The sequence below is a fragment of the Bradyrhizobium sp. UFLA06-24 genome (assembly GCF_054967145.1).
In genome coordinates this window covers 22,101-38,655 of record NZ_JADFUE010000024.1, presented here as the reverse complement: position 1 = coordinate 38,655, position 16,555 = coordinate 22,101, and the positions used below count along the sequence as shown (strand labels likewise).

Here is a 16,555-nt window from a genome sequence, read left to right as displayed (position 1 = left end):
GTTTGACCTCACGCAACACCGCGTGACCCCGATGCCGTTTGATGTGGGAAAAGGATCGATCTCGCCGGAACTCGGTTGGTGACGATCTCCGGTGAAGGTCGGCAGGAATATGACATCTCAACAACAATCGGCCGCTGCAAGCAGCGACCTCGATCTCCTTGATCGCTATTGGCGGGCGGCGAACTACCTCTCCGTTGGACAGATCTATCTTCTGGACAATCCGCTCCTGCGCGAGCCGTTGGTCCCTGCGCACATCAAGCCGCGGCTGCTCGGTCATTGGGGCACGACGCCGGGGCTGAACTTCATCTATGCCCACCTCAACCGCGCCATCCGCGCCCAGGATCTCAACGTCATCTATGTCTGCGGTCCCGGCCATGGCGGACCCGGCATGGTCGCCAACACTTATCTCGAAGGCAGCTACAGCGAGATCTACCCCGATATCGGGCGGGATACGGACGGATTGCGCAAGCTGTTCAGGCAGTTCTCCTTCCCTGGAGGCATTCCGAGCCACGCGGCGCCGGAGACGCCGGGCTCGATCCACGAAGGCGGCGAGCTCGGCTACGCGCTGGTGCACGCCTACGGCGCGGCGCTCGACAATCCCGACCTCATCGTCGCCTGCGTCGTCGGCGACGGCGAGGCCGAGACCGGCCCGCTCGCGGCGTCCTGGCACTCCAACAAGTTCCTGAACTCGGCGCATGACGGCGCGGTGCTGCCGATCCTGCACCTCAACGGCTACAAGATTGCCAACCCGACCGTGCTCGGCCGGATGCCCGACAGCGAGATCCGCGAGCTCTTCCGCGGCTTCGGCCACGAGCCGCTGTTCGTCGAAGGCGACGATCCCAAGGTAATGCACCGGGCCATGGCCGATGCGCTCGACGTCGCGCTCGCCAGCATCCGCTCGATCCAGCAGCACGCCCGCGACGGGCGCAAGACGATCGAGCGGCCGCGCTGGCCGATGATCGTTCTGCGCAGCCCGAAGGGCTGGACCGGCCCGAAGGAAGTCGACGGCAAGAAAGTCGAAGGCTTTTGGCGCGCGCATCAGGTGCCGGTCGCAAGTTGTCGCGAGGAGCCGGCGCATTTGAAGATCCTTGAGGACTGGATGCGCAGCTACGAGCCTGAAAAACTGTTCGACAAGAACGGCGCGCTCGTTCCCGAGCTGCAGGCGCTCGCTCCCCAGGGCAACAGGCGCATGGGCGCCAATCCCCACGCCAATGGCGGCCTGCTGAAGAAGGAGCTGAAGCTGCCGGACTTCCGTAAATTTGCCCTCGAGGTGCCGCAGCCAGGCTCTGTGACGGGAGAAGCGACGCGCGAGCTCGGCAAATTCCTGCGCGACGTCATCCGGCTCAACGCCGGGGAACGAAATTTCCGCATCATGGGACCGGACGAGACCGCGTCAAACCGGCTGGATGCGGTGTTCGACGCCACAGAACGCGTCTGGATGGAGCCGATCGAACCCTACGACGTCCACCTCGCGCAGGACGGCCGCGTGATGGAGGTCTTGAGCGAGCATCTCTGCCAGGGCTGGCTCGAGGGCTATCTGCTCACCGGCCGGCACGGCTTCTTCTCCTGCTACGAGGCCTTCATCCACATCGTGGATTCCATGTTCAACCAGCATGCCAAATGGCTGAAGGTGGCGCGGCATCTGCCATGGCGGCGACCGATCGCCTCGCTCAACTATCTCCTGACCTCGCATGTGTGGCGCCAGGACCATAACGGCTTCAGCCATCAGGACCCCGGCTTCGTCGATCTCGTCGCCAACAAGAAGGCCGACATCGTCCGCATCTACTTCCCGCCGGATGCCAACACGCTGCTGTGGATCGCCGACCACTGTCTGCGCACCTACAACCGCATCAACGTCATCGTCGCCGGCAAGCAGCCGGCGCCGCAATGGCTGTCGATGCCGGAGGCCGCGACGCATTGCGATGCGGGCATCGGCATCTGGAATTGGGCCGGCACAGCGGACACGAGCGGCGAGCCCGACGTGGTGATGGCCTGCGCCGGCGACGTGCCGACGCTGGAGACGCTCGCCGCCGTCGACCTCTTGCGCAAGGCGCTGCCGGACCTGAAGATCCGCGTCGTCAACGTCGTCGACCTCATGACGCTGCAACCGAAGGAGCAGCATCCACACGGGCTGAGCGATCGCGACTTCGACTCGCTGTTCACGCGCGACAAGCCAGTGATCTTCGCCTATCACGGTTATCCCCACCTCATCCATCGTCTGACCTATAATCGCACCAACCATGCCGGCATGCATGTGCGCGGCTTTGCCGAGGAAGGCACCACGACGACGCCGTTCGACATGGTCGTGCTCAACGAGCTCGACCGCTATCACCTCGCGATCGAGGCGATCGAACGCGTGCCCGATCTGGCGACCAGGGCTGCGCATGTGAAGCAGCAATTTCGTGACAAGCTGATCGAGCATTCGCGCTACGTGCGCGAGCACGGCGAGGACATGCCGGAAATCCAGCAATGGGTCTGGCAGAACAGCGCCGGCGGCACCACGCCGGCCGAAGCCGGCGATTGACGGCGCCATGACGGACACGGTCCTCGTTCTCAACTCGGGCTCGTCGAGCATCAAGTTCGGCCTGTTCGACATCTCGACGGCCGAGCCCGCCCTGCTTTGCAACGGAGCGCTGGACGAGCACGAGGCGAAGCCGCGGCTTGTGGCCAAGAGCCCCTCGGGCGACATGCTGTTCGAGGCGCAGCGGGAGGCCTCGGATGGCGACGGCGGTCATCTGTTCGCCGACGTGCTCGGCTTCATCGAAGACCGTTTCGGCGAAGGCCGCTTGCGCGCGGTGGGGCACCGCATCGTCCACGGCGGTGCCGAATATTCCGGCCCCGTCGTGCTGACCGATGACATCGCCGCCAGGCTTGAGGCACTGACGCCGCTGGCGCCGCTGCACCAGCCGCGCTGCCTGGCACCGGTCCGCGCCCTTGGCGCACTCCGTCCCGCACTGACGCAGATCGCCTGTTTCGATACCGCCTTCCATCACGGCCTCGCGCCGCCCGCGAGCCGCTTCGCCATTCCGCGGCGCTATGAGGCGCGCGGTCTGCGCCGTTACGGCTTTCACGGCCTCTCGTTCGAATATGTCGCGGGCCGGCTTAGTCACATCGCGCCGGAGCTTGCGGCCCGGCGCACCGTCATCGCCCATCTCGGCAATGGCGCGAGCCTGTGCGCCTTGCACGAAGGCCGCAGCGTCGACACCACGATGGGACTGACGCCGCTCGACGGCCTCGTGATGGGCACGCGCTGCGGCACCGTCGATCCCGGCGTGCTGCTCTATTTGCTCCAGCACGAGCGCATGTCGGACGGGGACTTGCAGCACATGCTCTATCACGAGTCAGGCCTGCTCGGCGTCTCCGGCCTCTCCGCCGACATGCGCACACTCCTGGCGAGCCGCGAGGCTGCCGCACGCGAGGCGGTCGATCTCTTCACGTTTCGTGCGGCGCAGGAGATCGCGGTGATGGCGAACACGCTGGGCGGCCTCGACTGCCTCGTCTTCACCGGTGGCATTGGCGAGCATGCCAAGGACATCCGCAGCGAGATCGGCGAACGCCTCGGCTGGCTCGGCGTGCGCATCGATCAGACTGCGAACGAGGCGGCGTGTGAGCGCATCTACGCAGCGGACAGCGCAGTCGCAGTGTTCGTCATCCCTACCAACGAAGAGATCACAATCGCTCGCCACTGCGCCAGCATGCTGCGCGACCGCGAGCGTTTGTGACGGAAACATGAATGATCTGGCGCAACGCCAGCGCCGCCGCCCGGCGGCATGATGCACGCACCGAACGTTGTGCGGACACATCATGAAGACCCAGATCATCGAAGAACTCGGACAGGGCGGCATTCTGCTGCCTACCCTGGTGGCAGAAGGGCTCGCCGCCAACGACCGCATCAAGGTGCGCATGAGCGCCCTCCAGGCCGCGGCCCACCATGCACGGGAGCCCGACCGGCCCGCGAGCGATCTCAGCGTCGAGAGTCAGACTGCGGGCATCGCGCCTGCCGCGATCGCGACGCTGATCGGCGGCGCGCATATGGTTGGCCAGGATCGGGTTGCGGCGCCGAACCTCGCGAAGCTGATGAAGGAGATTCAGGACGACGCCGGGGCCATGATCCGCGCGGTCGTCGCTGGCGCTCCCGATGAAGGCAGAAAGGTGACGACACGGCTGGATACGATCTGCGGAGCCGGCCTGCTCGACGCCACCAGCGAGATCGAGCTCGCCCGCATCGCGCGTCTGACCGGCGTGACGGACTCGACCGGCGACAGCCTGCATCGGATGGTCATGGATCTGCACAAGAAGCTCAATGTGCTGGCCGCGAGCTGCTCCGAGGAAGTGCTCGACGGAGCCCATGTGTTCGGTCTGCATGGAGAAGATCGCAGCGCGGTGGAGGCCTTCATGAAAGGGCTCAATCAAACCCGCGGACTGAAGTTCAACCATCCCGGCCTCGATACGATGGCCACGCGCTCCGGCGGTCGGCTGCTGATTCAGAACGACATCGGCACCACCGACGCACATGTCGTGGTGATCGCCGTCAAGAAGCACGCGGTCACCGTCACCTACACCGACGTGCACCTGGCGCGGGCGGAGTTCTTCATCTCTCTGTTCGACGGGTTCGAAGCGACCTGGAGCGGGCTCGACCGTCATACCGCGGCCGGTCTCGGCGAAGACAATTCGTTCTATCTCGTCACCGGCCAGTTTCAGGCCAAGCATGCTGCGGATCGCAACGAATTCCTTGCGGCAGTCGGTGCTGCGCTGGTTTTCCTGATCGACTGGAACAAGGCGCGCAAGCTGCTGCGGACCTGGGTCGCCAAGGACGACGCGGCGCGCATCCTGGAATGGGCGGCGCGGCACCGGATCGGCCATCGCGGCTTCCTCGAACTCGGCGGCAATGAACTACTGGGATCCGCAGTCCGCAACGCCGCGCCCTCGCGGATCGGCTTCGGCGAGCGGCTCGACCAGGCGCTCGGCCGATCCGCCGCGATCGACTTCCTCAAGGCGGCGCTGCGCGCCTCCACCGAGGCGTTGCTTGCAGGCCGCTCCGTGAGAACCGTGCGTGACCAGATCGAAGCCGATCTCGTGCGGCACCTCGATCGCGTCGACGGGGCGCTGCTTGCGGCCGTGCTGCGCCAGGTCGGATTGGCTCACGATCTCGTCACCGCCATTGCACGCCATATCGCAGCTCTCAGGACCGGCCAGCCCGCCGACGGCACGCTGCTGGCAGGACGTTGCGCCGCGATCGAGCAGAAGGCCGACCGCATCGCATTGGAGAGCCGCAACGAGGTCGACCGTCTCGATGCCCGGCCCGTGATCGGCCAATTGATCGGCCGGGCCGAGGAGGCCATCGACGAACTCGAACAGGCGGCTTTCGTCGCCTCACTGCTCCCCGCGCGGACCGATCCGGCGCTGCTGGCGTCGCTGGCCGAGCTTTGCGCGGTGGCCGCGACCGCGGCCGAAACCGCGGCGAACGGTGTCGCTGCTGCGATCGACGTGCCGGAGGGACGGCGGATCGATTCCGAAGACGCACTGGCCGCGGTGACGCGCCTGATCGACGCCGAACATGCGGCGGACACCAAGGAGCGGGCCACGACCACGCTGGTCTTCCGCGGCGGCTACGATGTGGCAACCTCGCTTTCGGTGCTCGAGCTGGCACGGGCGATGGAACGCGCCACCGACCGCTTCGCCGCCTTCGGCCATCTGTTGCGCCGTCACATCATGATCGATCTCGCAGCCTGAGGACATCACCATGCACATCGTGCGTATCGGCGCTGGGGCGACCGAATTGCGGCCTGCCGAGGAGATCGGCGCCAAGGCCGCAAACCTTGCCCGAATGGCGGCGCTCGGCCTGCCGGTGCCACCGGCGTTCGTGCTGCCGATCAAGCTCTGCGCCGACATCGTTTCCGGCCGTGCCCACGCCGCGCAACATCTGCGCGAGGGCCTGAAGGAGGGCCTCGCCTTCCTGGAAGGCGCGACCGGCAAGCGCTTCGGCGATCGCAGGCGGCCGCTTCTGGTGTCGGTTCGGTCAGGCGCGGCGCGATCGATGCCGGGCATGCTCGACACCGTTCTCGACGTCGGCTGCACGTTGGATGCCGCGCACGGCCTGATCCGGGCGACGGGCCGGCCACGGCTCGCTTGGGATTGCCGGAGGCGTTTCCTGGAGAGTTTTGGCGAGACCGTGCTCGGGCTCGATCCTGCTGCCTTCGCCGCGCGCATCGCCGAGCTGGTCGATGCCGAAGGCGTCGCCAACGACCGGGAGCTGGATGGCGAAGCACTGGAACGGCTCGCCGCCGCGGAGCAAGCGCTGGTCGAGGATCGTGCCGACGGTTGGCTCGAGGACGCGGTCGCCCAGCTCGAGGCTGCCGCGCGGGCCGTCTATCAGTCCTGGACGAGCGAGCGGGCGCAGACCTATCGCAAGCTGCAGCAGCTCGACGACCTTCTCGGCACCGCCGTCACGGTGCAGGCGATGGTGTTCGGCAATGGCGGACTTGCCTCCGGCGCGGGCGTGGCGTTCTCGCGCGATCCATCGACCGGCGCGCCCCGCGCGATGATCGATCTCGTGCTGGACGCGCAGGGCGAGGACGTGGTGTCCGGCCGCCGCACGCCCGATAGCGAGGACGCGGTCGCCCGCGTGCTGCCGACGATCCGGAACGAGCTCGGCGTGGTTCTGGATCGGCTCGAACGCGAATTCGGCGACGTGCAGGACGTCGAGTTCACGGTCGAGGATGGCAAGCTGTGGATGCTGCAGACCCGTGCGGCCAAGCGGACACCGCGCGCCGCGGCGAGGATCGCCATCGACCTTGTGCGCGAGGGATTGATCGCAAAGGACGAAGCGCTGGCGCGTCTCTCCGGCATCGATCTCGCTTCGCTCGTCGATATCTCCCTGGTTTCCGCAGGTACGCCGGCAGCGTCCGGCATCGGCGCCTCCGGCGGCATCGGGATCGGCCGTGCGGCATTCGATTCCGAAGGCGCCAAGCGGCTTGCGGCAGCAGGCGAGCCGGTCATCCTGCTGCGCCCCGACACCAGCACCGCCGACGTCGCGGGCTTTGCGGTGGCGGCCGGTATCGTCACGGCGGTCGGCGCCCGCACCTCGCATGCCGCGCTGGTGGCGCGGCAGATGGGCAAGCCCTGCGTGGTCGGCTGCGGCGAACTGAAGATCGACACCGGGACGCGGAGCGCCCGGCTCGGCGAGATAACGCTGTGTGAAGGCGACTGGGTTACGATCGAGGGCGACGCCGGGCAGATCTATCTCGGCCGCTGCCAGACGACAGAGACGCGGCCGGAAGCCGAGCTCGCCGAAATCGCGGAATGGCGGTCGCAGTCCTGCGGCCGCCGGTCGGAATGCGCCGGCGCGTCTCAGTGAATCCCGGCGAAAATCTGGAAGCACCCGATCGCGACTTCGATCACGATCAGCACCACCACCGCGATCTCGAGCCGCAGCGAGCGCTGGGTGTCGATGATGTCGGTCAGTGCATCGGCCGTCTCGGAAATGACCTTGAGCTTGCGCTCGAGCGTGTCCAGGCGCTCGGTCAGCTCATACTCGTCTTCCAGTCGCGCATAGAGCCGGTCGAGCTGAGGCTTCTCCCAGAGCGCATCGGGCTTCTCGGCGACGGCGACGCGGCCGGCGACGCGCTGCTGCACGAGCAGCGCATTGCCGATGAGCTGCAGGATGCCCTTGCGCCGCCGCGACGTACGGCCTTTTTCGGCAAGCTCCCGCGCAAAGGGCTCGATGACGTCGAAGACCGCGGCAACGCGCCGCTCGTCGCGCGCCAACGACGTGCTCTTGGCGAGCGCATCGGCGATCAGCAGCAGCCGTTCGTCGGAAAATTTCGACACGCAGATCGGCCCGCCGGGCTGGATCGTCTCCGCGTTTTCGTCGAGGCAAAGCTGCGCCTGTGCGGTCTCCTCCTCATAGGGGCTGAACTCGCCGGTGACGCGTGATTTCAGGCTGTCGAGCACCACCTTCTCCTCCGAGGGAAGGAGGCCGATCAGCACCACGACTCCGTAGCGGAAAACCACGGCGAGACCGGCATGGACGCGAAAGGCAGCGGGCGTCGAGGACACCAGCGTGCCGAGTTCGAGGTTCGACGCGTTGATGCGCTCGCCCAGCATCACGGCGCGGATCCGCAAGGTCGGCGGGGCCTCCGGCTTGGGCGATGTGGACGTCATGGCAACGGGAAGTTGATCGGCATTCATCAGGAGACATCTCGCTCGGCGCACTCGCAATCACGCGTATTTCCTCGCCGCAAGGTCCGTGTCAGATTGCTGACATAGCCTTGCGGAAGGTGCCGTCCTCACATATCGGCAGAGAAAGGCCCGGTTTGAAGCCCACGACAGCGAGATTCGCTGAAACATTCGGCAACAGTCCCGCCACGAAGCGACATTTTCGGCCGAATGTGCTCGCGGCGATTCACCAACGCACGCCGGCACGCGGGCCGAAAAGTTGCGCTCGGCAGCGTCGCGTGTTTATGACAACGTCATGACGAGTTGCGTTTCTCTCGAAGTGCGGACATCGAAGTCTCCATCATGCTGAGTGTCATCATACCGACCGAAGGGGTCGAGCAGACCGCGGTCGCAACTCTGGCCGCACTGGTACCCGGCGCCGCAGCGGGCATCATCAAGGAAGTTCTGCTGGTCGACGGCACCCGCAACGGCGTCATCGAGCGCGTCGCGGATGTCGCCGGATGCCGTTTCATCGGCTACGAGGGATCTTCGCAAGGCGCGGCGCTCGCCGCAGGCGCACTCCAGGCCCGCTCCCCCTGGCTGATGTTCCTCCCGGCCGGCGCGGTGCTGGAAACCGGCTGGATCGAAGAGACCACCCAGTTCATCCAGGCCGTCGCAGCCAGCGGCAAGGATCGTGCGGCCGTATTCCGTTACGCCCGCTCGCCTTATGCCGACACCAGCTTCCAGGATGTCCTGTGGTCCGTGGTGCGCAAACTGGTCGGTCCTCTCGGCGATCAGGGGCTTTTGATCGCACGTGATCATTACGACCGGATCGGCGGCTACCCGCCCGAGGCCCGACGTTCCGAGGCGCGGCTGCTCAGGCGGCTTGGTCGCTCCTCCCGGACGCTGCTGCGCAGCCGGATCGTCATGGTGGGCTGAAGCGCACGATATACTTGCCAAAGTCAATTGATTGTTTGACAATGGCAAGTATTGAGGTGACACGCCATGTACGACAACGGTGCCGACGACCAGATCGCCGCGATCCGCGCCTTCAACCGCTTCTATACCCGCAAGCTCGGTGTGCTCGACCAGCACCTCGGCAAGAGCCCGTTCTCGCTCAGCGAGGCCCGCGTGCTCTACGAGCTCGCCCATCGCGACGACGTTTCGGCAAAAGAGATCGGAAACGAGCTTGGCCTCGACCCCGGATATCTCAGCCGCATCGTCCAGAGCTTCGACGAAAAGGGGCTGATCACGCGCAAGCCCCTGCCCGCTGACCGCAGACAACACCAGCTCAGCCTCACCGCCAAAGGCCGCCAGGCCTTCGCCAAGCTGAACCTGGGCTCGCAAACCGAGGTCGCCGCCATGCTGGCGCAGCTTCCGGCCGGCGAGGCAGCGCGGCTCACGCAGGCCATGGCGACCATCGAGGACGTGCTCGAGCAGCGACCGAGCCGGCGCGCTGCCGTGGTGCTGCGCAGCCATCGCGTCGGTGACATGGGCTGGGTCATCTCCAAGCAAGCCGCCGCCTATGCCGCGGACTACGGCTGGGACATCAGCTACGAGGCGCTGGTCGCCGAGATCTGCGCACAGTTCATCAAGAGCTATGACGCCGCCCGCGAGCACTGCTGGATCGCGGAAGTCGGCGGCGAGCCGGTCGGCTCGATCTTCCTGGTCAAGGCCACGGACGAGATCGCCAAGCTCCGCCTGTTGCAGGTGGAGAAGAAAGCACGCGGCCTGGGTGTCGGCCGCGCGCTGGTGCAGCAATGCATCGAGGGCGCGCGCCAGAGGGGCTACAGGCGGATGACGCTATGGACGCAGAGCATCCTGGTGGCCGCCCGCGGCATCTACAAAGCCGCCGGCTTCGAGCTGGTCGCGGCGAAGCCGCATCACAGCTTCGGGCAGGATCTGATCGGCGAGACCTGGGAGCGGGATCTGTGACTATGGCGCCGCACGTCAGGAATCGTAGGGTGGGCAAAGGCGCATGAGCGCCGTGCCCACGATCTCACGCAATCGACAAAAATCGTGGGCACGCTTCGCTTTGCCCACCCTACGATACTGCGCACGCGGATCGATACCCCTCATCCGGCGCCATAGCCGAAGCTTCGCTTCGGCGTTTGTTAAGTACGGCGGCCGAAGGCCGCCTATGCCACCTTCCACAAGGGGAAGGGAAAAAGAAGCTACGCCGTCGCGCCCTGCGCTTTCGGCCGTCGCAGATGCTCGTCCAGGCGCGGCATGATCTCGACGAAATTGCAGGGGCGCGTGCGGTAGTCGAGCTGGGCCTTGAGGATGCCGTCCCAGCCGTCGCGGCAGGCGCCGGGTGAGCCGGGCAGACAGAAGATGTAGGTCGCCCCCGCAACGCCCGCGGTGGCGCGGCTCTGGATCGTCGATGTTCCGATCTTGGCGTGGCTCAGCATGTGAAAGGCGATCGAGAAACCGTCCATGCGCTTTTCGAACAAGGGCTCGATCGCCTCCGGCGTAACGTCGCGCCCCGTGAAGCCGGTGCCGCCGGTGGTGATGACGACGTCGACGCCGGCATCCGCAATCCAGCGGCGGACGACGGCGCGGATCGCCTCGACGTCGTCGGTGACGATCTCGCGCGCGGCGAGATGATGGCCCGCAGCTAGGAGACGATCGGCGAGGGTCTGGCCGGACTTGTCATCGGCAAGCGCGCGCGTGTCGGAGACGGTGAGCACCGCGATGTTGAGCGGGATGAACTGTTTGGATTCGTCGATGGACATTACGACTTAACTCCTGCTCCCACACTCACCACCGTCATCCCCGGACGAACGCATTTGCGTTCGCCGGAGAGGTGCGCGCCGTGCGGTGCAACCGCACTGCACGGCAAGCCTCGAAGGATGGGCCGCGGGCTCCGCCATCCTTCGAGGCTCGCCGAAGAGGCGAGCACCTCAGGATGACGCCACTGCATCCGAGGCACAAGACCGCTACGGCCCGCCGCCGCCGAACGTGTTGCAGGCCTGCAGCGTGCCCTGCTGATAGCCCGTCATGAACCATTGCTTGCGCTGCGCGGCCGAGCCGTGGGTGAAGGAGTCGGGCACGACGCGCCCGGTCGCCTGACGCTGCAGCGTATCGTCGCCGATGGCGCTGGCCGTGCTCAGGGCCGCGTCGATGTCGCCGGCCTCGAGGAAGTTCGGCCGCTTCTTCGCCTCGCGATTGACCCAGATGCCGGATAGGCAGTCGGCCTGCAATTCGACCTTGACCTGGAGCGCATTGGCCTCGGCCTTGCTGCCGGCCTGCTGCTGCTTCTGCGTCACCTTCGGGATGATGCCGAGCAGGTTCTGGATATGATGGCCGGCCTCATGCGCGATGATATAGGCGGTGGTGAAGTTGCACGCCGACTTGCCGGCGCAGCCGTGGAAGCGCGTCTCGACCTCGCGGAAGAACGAGGTGTCGAGGAAGATGGTACGGTCCGGCGGGCAGTAGAACGGCCCCATCGCCGACTCGGCCCGGCCGCAGCGGCCGCCATTGGTGACATTGCGGAACAGCACGACCTTCGGGCCGGTGTAGGACTGGCCCGAGGCCTGGAAGATCTCGCTCCAGCGATCGTCGATCTCGCCAAGGATGCCCGATATCATGCTGCCCATTTCGTCGCTGGGCGCACCGCGCTTGGCCTGGGGCGACGGACGGTCGCTCTGGTAGCTCGGCGCCTGGCCGCCGCCGGAGAGAATCTCGGCGCCGCCGATCAGGAGGCGTGGATCGATGCCGAAGGCATAGCCGATCAGGCCGAGCACGATGATGGTGCCGATGCCGAGCCCGCCGCCGCCCATCGGCAAGCCGAACCCGCCGCCTCCGCCGCCGCCAAATCCTCCGCCGCCCTCGTCGCGACGATCCTCGATATCGTCGCTGCGGCGGAAATCATCGTAGCGCATGGTCGGCTTCCCTCAAGTCTTCATGGCGTCAATTGGGCGGTGCAGGAGCGCCGGAGCTCAACGCGCCACATACGTAAAATTTCCGTTGCCTTTATCAATATCGTGGCCGGCAAAAATTGCCTAGTGCGACAGCGCGCCCGCATCAGCAATTTTTTCCGGGGGCCATGCATTTTTTTCCGAGAGAAATTCGACCGCCGCGAGGCCGCCGCAGCGCGATGACGCGCGAAATACGCTGCAAAACACGGCAGATGCAAGCGACCACCGGCTCGCGCAATGCGATGCAGGTCTCGCTCGCGCAAGCAGCGGGTTAAGTCGATTTTTACTTTGCCGCTTCATTGTAACGGTCAGTCGGTTGTTTGGTCCCGCGTCGCCGACAGCGTCGCCTGAGTCAGAGTTCTTGAGTCATGGTAGTGTCGCGTCGCGGGGCGTCTGCAAAGGCGCCCCGCACAAATTTCGAGTCTGCTTCGCACAGCATCATCGTCGGCGATTGCGTCGCCGAGATGTCGAGGCTTCAGCCCGGTAGCGTCGATCTGGTGTTCGCAGATCCGCCCTACAATCTTCAGCTCAAGGGCGACCTCAAGCGCCCCGACGAGTCCCACGTCGATGCCGTCAACGACGACTGGGACAAGTTCGATTCATTTTCCGCCTATGACGATTTCACCCGCGCCTGGCTGCTGGCCGCGCGCCGTGCCATGAAGCCGTCGGCGACGATCTGGGTGATCGGCTCGTATCACAACATCTTCCGCGTCGGCGCGATCATGCAGGACCTCGGCTTCTGGCTCCTGAACGACATCGTCTGGCGCAAGACCAACCCGATGCCGAACTTCCGCGGCCGCCGCTTCACCAACGCGCACGAGACCATGATCTGGGCCGCGCGGGACGAGAAGGCGAAGGGCTACACCTTCAACTACGAGGCGCTGAAGGCCGCCAACGAGGACGTGCAGGCACGGTCCGACTGGCTGATCCCGCTGTGCACCGGCGAGGAGCGCCTCAAGGGCGCCGACGGCAAGAAAGTGCATCCGACGCAGAAGCCCGAAGGGCTGCTCGCGCGCGTGCTGCTGTCGTCGTCGAAGCCCGGCGATCTCGTGATCGATCCCTTCAACGGCACCGGCACCACCGGCGCCGTCGCCAAGCGTCTCGGCCGCTCCTATATCGGCTTCGAACGCGACAAGACCTACGCCAAGGCGGCCGAGGCGCGCATCGCCGCGGTCGAGCCGCTGCCGGAAGAGAGCCTCGCCCCGTTCATGACCGCGCGCGAAGCGCCGCGCGTGGCGTTCTCCGAGCTGATCGAGCGCGGCATGATCATGCCCGGCAGCAAACTGTTCGACGCCAAGAAGAAGCTTGGCGCGCTGGTCCGTGCCGACGGCGCCATCATGTTCGGCGACAAGGTCGGCTCGATCCACCGCATCGGCGCGGTGGCGCAAGGCGCGCAGGCCTGCAACGGCTGGACGTTCTGGCACGTCGAGACCAAGAAGGGCCTCAAGCTGATCGACGAGCTCCGCGCCGAGATCCGCGCCGGCATGGCGGCGGAATAGCGACGGCCTTACGGCGGCGACCGGCCTTTGTTACGCTGGCCGGTCTGCGTAGCGCGCAGATACCGCACGGCAATCTCGCCGGTTGCATCCCCTGACTGGGTTCGGGCATGAGAAGGCGCCCGTGACCACAAGAACTGGGGAAATGCCAGATGCTCAAATTCTATTTCAACGGATCGCCGAACCCGACCAAGGTCGCGCTGTTCCTCGAGGAAGCCGGCCTGCCTTACGAGCCGGTGAAGGTCGACACCCGCAAGGGCGAGCAGTTCGCACCGGACTATCTGAAGATCAATCCGAACGCCAAGGTGCCGGCGATCGACGATGGCGGCACCATCGTGTTCGACAGCAACGCCATCCTGCTCTACCTCGCCGAGAAGACCGGCAAGTTCCTTCCCGCCAACCGCGCCGAGCTGCTGTCCTGGCTGATGTTCGTCGCGTCGGGCGTCGGGCCGTATTCGGGTCAGGCCGTGCACTTCAAGCATTTTGCGCCGAAGGACCAGAACCACGATTACGCTCATAATCGCTATCAGTACGAGACCGATCGCCACTACAAGATTCTCGACGGTCACCTCAAAGATCGCCGTTACATGGTCGGCGATGCCTATTCGATCGTCGACATGGCGCTGTGGGGCTGGGCGCGGATGGTGCCGTTCAAGCTCGGCGACGACGCCTTCGCCCGCTATCCGAACGTCAAGCGTCTGGTGGACGAGATCTCGGCGCGGCCGGCCGCCGCCCGCGCGATCGCATTGAAGGACAAGTTCACCTTCAAGGCCGAGATGGACGACGAGGCGCGCGCCAACATGTTCAGGCACATGACGACGAAAGTGGCCTGATCTCACTTCGCCGTAAACGAAAGGCCACGCGCATGCGCGTGGTCTTTTGCTTTCAGGCGGCGTGGACCGAGTCGAGGAATTTCGCCACCTCGAGTTTTAGCCGGCTGCTGTCCGAAGACAGCGAGCGCGCCGCCGACAGCACCTGCGAAGACGCCGAGCCGGTTTCCGAGGCGCCGCGCTGCACGTCTTCGATGTTGGTCGAGACGCGGCGGGTGCCGTGCGCGGCCTGCTGGACGTTGCGCGAGATTTCCTGCGTGGCGGCGCCCTGCTGTTCCACGGCGGCGGCGACCGTGGAGGAAATCTCCGACAGCCGCTCGATGGTGCCGCTGATCTCCCTGATGGAGCCGACCGACTCTTCCGTCGCGGCCTGGATGCCCGAGACCTGCTGGGCGATCTCGCCGGTGGCTTTTGCGGTCTGCTCGGCCAGTGCCTTGACCTCGGTGGCGACCACGGCAAAGCCGCGGCCTGCTTCGCCCGCACGCGCCGCCTCGATCGTTGCGTTCAGCGCCAACAGGTTGGTCTGGCCGGCAATCGTGCTGATCAGCTCGACCACGTCGCCGATGCGCGCGGCCGCCTTGGAGAGCTCGCCGACGCGTGCATTGGTCTTGCTCACCTGCCCGACGGCTTCGCTGGCGATGCGGGCGGATTCCTGAACCTGACGCGCGATCTCGCTCACCGAGGAGGATAGCTGTTCGGTAGCAGACGCCACGGCCTGGACGTTGGTGGTCGCTTCCTGCGAGGCGGAGGCGACTTCCGTCGACAGATCCTGGGCCCGTGTCGCGGTGGCGGTCAGCGTGCCGGCGGAGGCCTCGAGTTCGCTCGAGGCCGACGACACGGTGTCGACGATCTCGCCGACCGTCTGCTCGAACTGATCGGCGAGCCGGACCATGTCCTTCTTGCGGTCCTCGGCTTGCCGCGCCTCGGTCTCGGTCTGCTCCCGGCGCAGGCGCTCGGTGTCGATCATGTTGGTCTTGAACACCTCGATGGCCTTGGCCATGTCGCCGATCTCGTCGGCCTTGCCGCGCCCGGGGATCTCGATTGCGAGATCGCCGCCGGCGAGCCGCCCCATCGCGCGCGTCATCGCGGTCAGCGGCCCGACGATGCTGCGCGCGATCAGGAAGGCAACGATCAATCCGAACAGGGTGGCCAGCCCGCCCGCGATCTCCTGCACCGAGGTCGTGCCGTCAATCACGGCTTCGGCCCGGCTGCGCGAGCTCTTGTAGTCGCTTTTCAGCGTGGTCTCGGCAACCTTGAGCTTGGCAATGCTGTCGACGATCAGCGGCGCGAGACTCTTGTGGTAGATCTCGTCGGCCTGGAGCATCGCGGCCGACGTGGTCTCGAACGCCGATTTGTAGATGCCGAGCGAGCTCTTCACCGGCGCGAGCGTCGCACGCAACTCGGTCGCCTGCGGGCTCTTTTCGAGCGCCGAAAGCCGCTGCATCGCCCTGTCCACATTCGTTCTGAAATTGGCCGGACCCTTGGTGTCGCGCAGGGCCAGGAAGCGCCAATTGGCGATCTGGACGAAAAGCAGCCTGGATTCGAGGTCCGCCACGAGGGACGCGGTGTCCTCGTCGACAGCCGCGCGCGCGACATCGACCAGTTTGGCCACCTTGGCGGTCAATTCGTCGCCGCTCGGCAACAACGTCGCCTTGCCGGTTCGCGCTTCATTGACCGCATCGCCGAGATTGTCGCGGAGGCTTCGCATTCTTGCGATGTCGGCGATCAGACCGTTGTAGAGCCTGCGCCGTTCCTCGGAGATCGTGCCCTTGGCGCCGACCTGCAGCAGCTCGGTCGCCGCGGCCTCGCGCTCCGACGCCTCCTTCATCGCGGCTTCGTCGGCGTCATAGATGTAACGCAGATTGGCGCGCTGGATGGCCTGGAGATCGGTCGAAATCTCCAGCACCCGCGCCGTGCTGTCCGAGAGCGTGGATTGCTGTGCGACCTGGTCCTGCACGGACCGCAAATTCCAGACGGCGACCACCGCCATCACCAGTCCAACCGCCACCAAGGTCATGAAGCCGGCATAGAGACGGCCCCTGATCCGCAAACGAAAGCTCGGCATTCCACTGTCCACCCGGATGCATGTGAATTCGGACGGACGCACAATTCCGGTGTCGTAGCCGCCGCCCCCGGCAGCCGCGCTTCGCAC

The 16,555-nt window shown here is 65.8% G+C and carries 12 protein-coding genes; 8 read left to right on the top strand and 4 right to left on the bottom strand.

The features are described from left to right. Positions 1-109: 109 nt before the first annotated feature. The 4 genes from IF809_RS20325 to IF809_RS20310 all read left to right on the top strand — a co-directional run bounded on the left by IF809_RS20325 (position 110) and on the right by IF809_RS20310 (position 7,357). The gene (locus IF809_RS20325) at positions 110-2,524 is read left to right on the top strand and encodes a phosphoketolase family protein (RefSeq protein WP_462838308.1); all 2,415 of its coding nucleotides are present in this window, start codon (positions 110-112) and stop codon (positions 2,522-2,524) included. Positions 2,525-2,531: 7 nt separating this feature from the next. Beyond that, complete coding sequence (locus tag IF809_RS20320) at positions 2,532-3,722, top strand: acetate/propionate family kinase (RefSeq protein ID WP_453992523.1); 1,191 nt, start codon at positions 2,532-2,534, stop codon at positions 3,720-3,722. A gap of 82 nt (positions 3,723-3,804) precedes the next feature. Beyond that, a complete protein-coding gene (locus IF809_RS20315) occupies positions 3,805-5,733 on the top strand; it encodes a hypothetical protein (protein WP_462838307.1) in 1,929 nt (642 codons plus the stop codon). Between the two features lie 10 nt (positions 5,734-5,743). Further along, positions 5,744-7,357 (top strand): PEP/pyruvate-binding domain-containing protein, encoded by a 1,614-nt coding sequence (locus IF809_RS20310; protein ID WP_462838306.1) that lies wholly within the window; start codon positions 5,744-5,746, stop codon positions 7,355-7,357. Here the strand turns inward: IF809_RS20310 and IF809_RS20305 are convergent. Then, the gene (locus IF809_RS20305; protein WP_462838305.1) at positions 7,351-8,190 is read right to left on the bottom strand and encodes an RMD1 family protein; all 840 of its coding nucleotides are present in this window, start codon (positions 8,188-8,190) and stop codon (positions 7,351-7,353) included. The genes IF809_RS20310 and IF809_RS20305 overlap by 7 nt on opposite strands. Before the next feature lie 330 nt (positions 8,191-8,520). Here IF809_RS20305 and IF809_RS20300 point away from each other — a divergent pair, with 330 nt between their 5' ends. Both IF809_RS20300 and IF809_RS20295 read left to right on the top strand, forming a co-directional pair. Beyond that, the gene (locus tag IF809_RS20300) at positions 8,521-9,096 is read left to right on the top strand and encodes a glycosyltransferase family protein (protein WP_128967827.1); all 576 of its coding nucleotides are present in this window, start codon (positions 8,521-8,523) and stop codon (positions 9,094-9,096) included. A gap of 66 nt (positions 9,097-9,162) precedes the next feature. Then, positions 9,163-10,092: a bifunctional helix-turn-helix transcriptional regulator/GNAT family N-acetyltransferase gene (locus IF809_RS20295; protein ID WP_462838304.1), complete on the top strand. Its 930-nt coding sequence runs from the start codon at positions 9,163-9,165 to the stop codon at positions 10,090-10,092. A gap of 239 nt (positions 10,093-10,331) precedes the next feature. Here IF809_RS20295 and moaB read toward each other — a convergent pair whose 3' ends face one another. Together moaB and ypfJ are read right to left on the bottom strand one after the other, a co-directional pair. Further along, the gene (moaB, locus tag IF809_RS20290) at positions 10,332-10,892 is read right to left on the bottom strand and encodes a molybdenum cofactor biosynthesis protein B (protein ID WP_128967829.1); all 561 of its coding nucleotides are present in this window, start codon (positions 10,890-10,892) and stop codon (positions 10,332-10,334) included. Between the two features lie 204 nt (positions 10,893-11,096). Further along, positions 11,097-12,041: a KPN_02809 family neutral zinc metallopeptidase gene (ypfJ, locus tag IF809_RS20285; RefSeq protein WP_462838303.1), complete on the bottom strand. Its 945-nt coding sequence runs from the start codon at positions 12,039-12,041 to the stop codon at positions 11,097-11,099. A gap of 404 nt (positions 12,042-12,445) precedes the next feature. Between ypfJ and IF809_RS20280 the strand changes: the two genes are divergently transcribed. Both IF809_RS20280 and IF809_RS20275 read left to right on the top strand, forming a co-directional pair. Continuing rightward, entirely contained in the window at positions 12,446-13,576 is a 1,131-nt protein-coding gene (locus IF809_RS20280) for a site-specific DNA-methyltransferase (protein WP_128967831.1), read from the top strand. A gap of 149 nt (positions 13,577-13,725) precedes the next feature. After that, complete coding sequence (locus IF809_RS20275) at positions 13,726-14,406, top strand: glutathione S-transferase family protein (protein ID WP_128967832.1); 681 nt, start codon at positions 13,726-13,728, stop codon at positions 14,404-14,406. A 52-nt stretch (positions 14,407-14,458) separates the two neighbouring features. On the opposite strand, the gene IF809_RS20270 is transcribed toward IF809_RS20275, so the two are convergent. Then, entirely contained in the window at positions 14,459-16,468 is a 2,010-nt protein-coding gene (locus tag IF809_RS20270) for a HAMP domain-containing methyl-accepting chemotaxis protein (RefSeq protein ID WP_128967833.1), read from the bottom strand. Between the last annotated feature and the right edge of the window lie 87 nt (positions 16,469-16,555).

Coding starts and splice junctions, on each gene's coding strand:
- IF809_RS20315 (WP_462838307.1), top strand. CDS start 3,805: ATGAAGACCCAGATCATCGAAGAACTCGGACAGGGCGGCATTCTGCTG.
- IF809_RS20310 (WP_462838306.1), top strand. CDS start 5,744: ATGCACATCGTGCGTATCGGCGCTGGGGCGACCGAATTGCGGCCTGCC.
- IF809_RS20325 (WP_462838308.1), top strand. CDS start 110: ATGACATCTCAACAACAATCGGCCGCTGCAAGCAGCGACCTCGATCTC.
- IF809_RS20295 (WP_462838304.1), top strand. CDS start 9,163: ATGTACGACAACGGTGCCGACGACCAGATCGCCGCGATCCGCGCCTTC.
- IF809_RS20320 (WP_453992523.1), top strand. CDS start 2,532: ATGACGGACACGGTCCTCGTTCTCAACTCGGGCTCGTCGAGCATCAAG.
- ypfJ (WP_462838303.1), bottom strand. CDS start 12,041: ATGCGCTACGATGATTTCCGCCGCAGCGACGATATCGAGGATCGTCGC.
- IF809_RS20300 (WP_128967827.1), top strand. CDS start 8,521: ATGCTGAGTGTCATCATACCGACCGAAGGGGTCGAGCAGACCGCGGTC.
- IF809_RS20270 (WP_128967833.1), bottom strand. CDS start 16,468: ATGCCGAGCTTTCGTTTGCGGATCAGGGGCCGTCTCTATGCCGGCTTC.
- IF809_RS20280 (WP_128967831.1), top strand. CDS start 12,446: ATGGTAGTGTCGCGTCGCGGGGCGTCTGCAAAGGCGCCCCGCACAAAT.
- IF809_RS20305 (WP_462838305.1), bottom strand. CDS start 8,190: ATGAATGCCGATCAACTTCCCGTTGCCATGACGTCCACATCGCCCAAG.
- moaB (WP_128967829.1), bottom strand. CDS start 10,892: ATGTCCATCGACGAATCCAAACAGTTCATCCCGCTCAACATCGCGGTG.
- IF809_RS20275 (WP_128967832.1), top strand. CDS start 13,726: ATGCTCAAATTCTATTTCAACGGATCGCCGAACCCGACCAAGGTCGCG.